This window comes from Methylobacterium sp. WL18 (genome assembly GCF_008040015.1).
Lineage (GTDB): Bacteria > Pseudomonadota > Alphaproteobacteria > Rhizobiales > Beijerinckiaceae > Methylobacterium > Methylobacterium mesophilicum.
In genome coordinates this window covers 1-3,504 of the sequence record NZ_VRVD01000493.1, presented here as the reverse complement: position 1 = coordinate 3,504, position 3,504 = coordinate 1, and the positions used below count along the sequence as shown (strand labels likewise).

Annotated in this window: 6 protein-coding genes and 1 pseudogene; 5 read left to right on the top strand and 2 right to left on the bottom strand. The window is 68.8% G+C overall.

The window, feature by feature from the left end:
- A pseudogene (locus tag FV228_RS34385) lies at window positions 1-97 on the bottom strand (6-phosphogluconate dehydrogenase); the annotation flags it as partial.
- A gap of 89 nt (window positions 98-186) precedes the next feature.
- Here FV228_RS34385 and FV228_RS23650 point away from each other — a divergent pair.
- Both FV228_RS23650 and FV228_RS23645 read left to right on the top strand, forming a co-directional pair.
- Window positions 187-408, top strand: coding sequence for an antitoxin MazE family protein (locus tag FV228_RS23650; protein WP_147856806.1), 222 nt, complete (start codon window positions 187-189; stop codon window positions 406-408).
- A complete protein-coding gene (locus tag FV228_RS23645) occupies window positions 405-731 on the top strand; it encodes a type II toxin-antitoxin system PemK/MazF family toxin (protein WP_147856805.1) in 327 nt (108 codons plus the stop codon). Before FV228_RS23650 ends, FV228_RS23645 begins: the two co-directional genes overlap by 4 nt.
- Window positions 732-754: 23 nt before the next feature.
- Here the strand turns inward: FV228_RS23645 and FV228_RS23640 are convergent, their stop codons facing one another.
- A complete protein-coding gene (locus FV228_RS23640; RefSeq protein WP_147856804.1) occupies window positions 755-1,957 on the bottom strand; it encodes a pyridoxal phosphate-dependent aminotransferase in 1,203 nt (400 codons plus the stop codon).
- A 156-nt stretch (window positions 1,958-2,113) separates the two neighbouring features.
- Between FV228_RS23640 and FV228_RS23635 the strand changes: the two genes are divergently transcribed.
- The 3 genes from FV228_RS23635 to FV228_RS23625 all read left to right on the top strand — a co-directional run.
- The gene (locus FV228_RS23635; protein ID WP_147856803.1) at window positions 2,114-2,404 is read left to right on the top strand and encodes a ribbon-helix-helix protein, CopG family; all 291 of its coding nucleotides are present in this window, start codon (window positions 2,114-2,116) and stop codon (window positions 2,402-2,404) included.
- Window positions 2,391-2,723: a type II toxin-antitoxin system RelE/ParE family toxin gene (locus FV228_RS23630; RefSeq protein ID WP_147856802.1), complete on the top strand. Its 333-nt coding sequence runs from the start codon at window positions 2,391-2,393 to the stop codon at window positions 2,721-2,723. Before FV228_RS23635 ends, FV228_RS23630 begins: the two co-directional genes overlap by 14 nt.
- 84 nt (window positions 2,724-2,807) lie before the next feature.
- The coding region (locus FV228_RS23625; protein WP_147856801.1) for an MsnO8 family LLM class oxidoreductase at window positions 2,808-3,504 on the top strand (697 nt) is incomplete at its 3' end.

The following is a 3,504-nucleotide window of genomic DNA, read 5'->3' as shown; positions in this document are numbered from 1 at the left end:
CTCCGAGCGCGGTCAGCACGCGGGCGCCGTGCTCGACCAGCCGCGCCCCGATGGCGCTGCCCATGGCGCCGGGGGCGATCACCGCGATGGTGGGCATGGGAGGCTCACGAGAGTTCGGAAGGCGGTACATGGTAGTCATAAGCGCTGCCGAAGCCTAGTATGGCGCGTCGTCGGACCCGTCATTCCATGCCTCAGATCAAGCCCCGGGAAGGACAACCGAAGTCCCAGCGCTATCATCAGGCGCCGCGGCGCGACGGCATGAAGCTCGTGCGCATCTGGGTTCCGGACCCATCGGCGCCGGGCTTCAAGGAGGAAGCCGCTCGGCAGGCCACGCTTTTGAAGGGTACGCCCGAGGAGGCCGAAGCCCTGGACTTCATCGCGTCGGCCTTCGACTGGCCCGAACCGTGACGCGCGGTGACATCGTGACCGTGTCGCCGCCCGGTGCCTACGGCAAACCGCGTCCCGCCCTCGTCATTCAGTCCGATTGGCTCGTCGAGACCGACAGCATCCTCGTCTGCCTCCTCACGAGTACCTTTCGCGACGCACCGCTCTATCGGCTGACTATCGAACCGACAGCGGCCAACGGATTGCGAAGCGTCCCGCAGATCATGACCGACAAGATCATCGCCATGCCGCGCGCGAAATGCAGCATGCCCATCGGTCGCCTGGAGCGCGATACCCTCGCCATGTTGAACCGGATGCTCGCCCTCGTGCTCGGGATCGCCGACTGATCCGGCAATCCCGTCCCAGGCTGCTACCGCAGCGAGCCGCAGAACCGCTGGATGCGCCGGCAAGCTTCCTCCAGGACGGCGTTGGAGGTGGCGTACGAGATGCGCAGGTTCGGGCCGAGCCCGAAGGCCGAGCCGTGCACGGCGGCCACGCCCTCGGCCTGGAGCAGCTCGGTGACGAAATCCTCGTCCGTCTCGATGGTCTTGCCGGATTCGGTCTTCTTGCCGATCAGCGCCGCGCAGGACGGGTAGACGTAGAAGGCGCCCTCCGGCGTCGGGCAGGTCAGGCCGTTGGTCTGGTTGAGCATCGACACGACCAGGTCGCGCCGGCCCTGGAACGCCGCCCGGAACTTCGCCAGGTGGTCCTGGGGGCCGTCGAGGGCGGCGACCGCCGCCCATTGCGCGATCGTGCTCGCCCCGGAGGTCTGCTGGCCCTGGACGAAGTCCATCGCCTTGATCAGCTTCTCCGGCCCGGCCGCGTAGCCGATCCGCCAGCCGGTCATGGCGTAGCCCTTGGAGACGCCGTTCATGGTCAGCGTGCGCTCGACCAGCTGCGGCTCGACCTGGGCCGGGGTGACGAAGGCGAAGTCGCCGTAGGTCAGGTGCTCGTAGATGTCGTCGGTGAGGATGTGCACGTCGGGATAGCGCAGCAGCACGTCGGTGAGCGCCTTCATCTCGTCGCGCGTGTAGGCGGCCCCGGACGGGTTCGACGGCGAGTTGAGGACGATCCACTTGGTCTTGGGCGTCAGGACCCGGTCGAGTTCTTCCGCCTGAAGCTTGAAGCCGTGCGCCATGTCGGTGTCGGCGAAGACCGGCGTGCCGCCGCAGAGCCCGACCATCTCGGGGTAGGACACCCAGTAGGGACGGGGGATCACCACCTCGTCGCCGGGGTTCAGGGTCGCCAGGAAGGCGTTGTAGAGCACCTGCTTGCCGCCGGTACCCACGATGGTCTGCGAGACCTTGTAGTCGAGCCCGTTCTCACGCTTGAACTTGCGCACGATCGCCTCGCGCAGGGGCGCGATGCCCGAGACCGGCGGGTAGCGGGTCTCGTTGCGGTGGATCGCCTCGATCGCGGCCTGCTTGATGTGGTCCGGCGTGTCGAAATCCGGCTCGCCCACCGACAGGCTGATGACGTCGACGCCGGAGGCCTTCAGGTCCCGGGCCTTCTGGGTCATCACGATGGTCGCGGACGGCTTCACCCGCGAGAGGACGTCGGCGAGGAGAGCCATGATGTGTCGATCTCCGTGAGGGCGAGGCGATCTCGGGCGCCCGCGATGCGGCGGGGACCCTAGGCCGACGGTGCGGTGCGGACAAGGCTGCGCGGCAGCCCGGTTTTCATGCTAGGATCGTGCCGATCCGAAGAGGCCGAGTGAAGAGGCCGAGTCATGCCACCCGCCGAGACGATCAGCGTCACGCTGCCTCCCGAGACGGTCCGCACCCTGCGCGAGCGCGTCGAGGCCGGCGAATACGCCTCGCTCGGCGAGGTTTTGGAGGACGCGGTGCAGGCTTGGCAGAGCCGGCGCCGGGAGGATGCCGAACGTCTCGACGCGATCCGCGCCCGCATCCGCCGCTCCCTCGACGACCCGCGGCCGCCGCTGAGCGTCGAGGAGGTCCGAGCTCACATCAAGGCCCTTCATGCCGAGACCGTGAAGGCCCACCGGAATGCGACGCCTTAGGGTCGTCTTCCGTGCGGAAGCCGAGTTCGATCTGCTGCAGATCTACCGTTGGGTCTACGAGGCGAGCCGCGATCCGAGCGTTGCCGACCGGTTTCTGGACCGGCTCGTCAGCCGCTGTGAACGTGTCGGCGACGCACCCCATGGTGGTCGCCCGCGCGACGATTTGGAGCCCGGGTTGCGGACGGTATCGTTCGAACGATCCGCTGTGATCGCTTATCACGTCAACGGCGATCGGGTGGAGATCGTCAACGTCTTCTACGGCGGCCGAGACTTCGAGACCCTGTTCCAGGGCGGGGATCAAGCAGGCGGGACGAACTGAGAGCGACCTGCGTCTCGTGCAGCACGGGCATCGGCCCCTCGACCGGCCCTCGCACCGGCCAGCCCGCCTCCCTATCTCCCAACCATGACACCGCTCTCCGTCCTCGACCTCTCCTTCGTCAGCGCCGACTCGACCCCGGCGCAGGCGCTGCACGACACGCTGGCGCTCGCGCGCCACGTCGACGGTCTCGGCTACCGGCGATACTGGCTGGCCGAGCACCACGCCCTGCCCAACGTGGCGAGCCCGGCCCCCGAGATCATGATCGGCCAGATCGCCGCCGCGACCCGGGCGATCCGGGTCGGGTCGGGGGGCATCATGCTGCCGAACCACGCGCCGCTGATGGTGGCCGAGCGGTTCCGGGTGCTGGAGGCCCTGTTCCCGGGCCGGATCGACCTCGGCCTCGGGCGCGCGCCCGGCACCGACGGGCTCACCGCCCGGGCCCTGCGCCGCCGGGAGGCGCCCGGCGAGGGCGGCAACGACGACTTCCTCGACCGCCTGCAGGAGTTGCTGTTCTGGGACAGCGGCTTCCCGGAGGGGCACCCGTTCGGAAAGATCCAGGCGAGCCCGTCCGGCGTGCCGCTGCCGCCGATCTTCCTGCTCGGCTCGTCCGATTACAGCGCCCAGCTCGCCGGCGACATCGGCTGCGGCTTCGGTTTCGCGCAGCACTTCTCCGGGATGCCGGCCGAGGCGCCGATGCTGGCCTATCGCCGCCTGTTCCGGCCGACGCGGCTCGGCACGCAGCCCCACGCGATCCTCGCGGTGGCGGCGATCTGCGGCGCCA

What these genes read in the sequence shown, in the direction of transcription:
- FV228_RS23640 (WP_147856804.1), bottom strand. Translation starts at nt 1,957, where the DNA reads ATGGCTCTCCTCGCCGACGTCCTCTCGCGGGTGAAGCCGTCCGCGACC.
- FV228_RS23635 (WP_147856803.1), top strand. Translation starts at nt 2,114, where the DNA reads ATGCCACCCGCCGAGACGATCAGCGTCACGCTGCCTCCCGAGACGGTC.
- FV228_RS23650 (WP_147856806.1), top strand. Translation starts at nt 187, where the DNA reads ATGCCTCAGATCAAGCCCCGGGAAGGACAACCGAAGTCCCAGCGCTAT.
- FV228_RS23630 (WP_147856802.1), top strand. Translation starts at nt 2,391, where the DNA reads ATGCGACGCCTTAGGGTCGTCTTCCGTGCGGAAGCCGAGTTCGATCTG.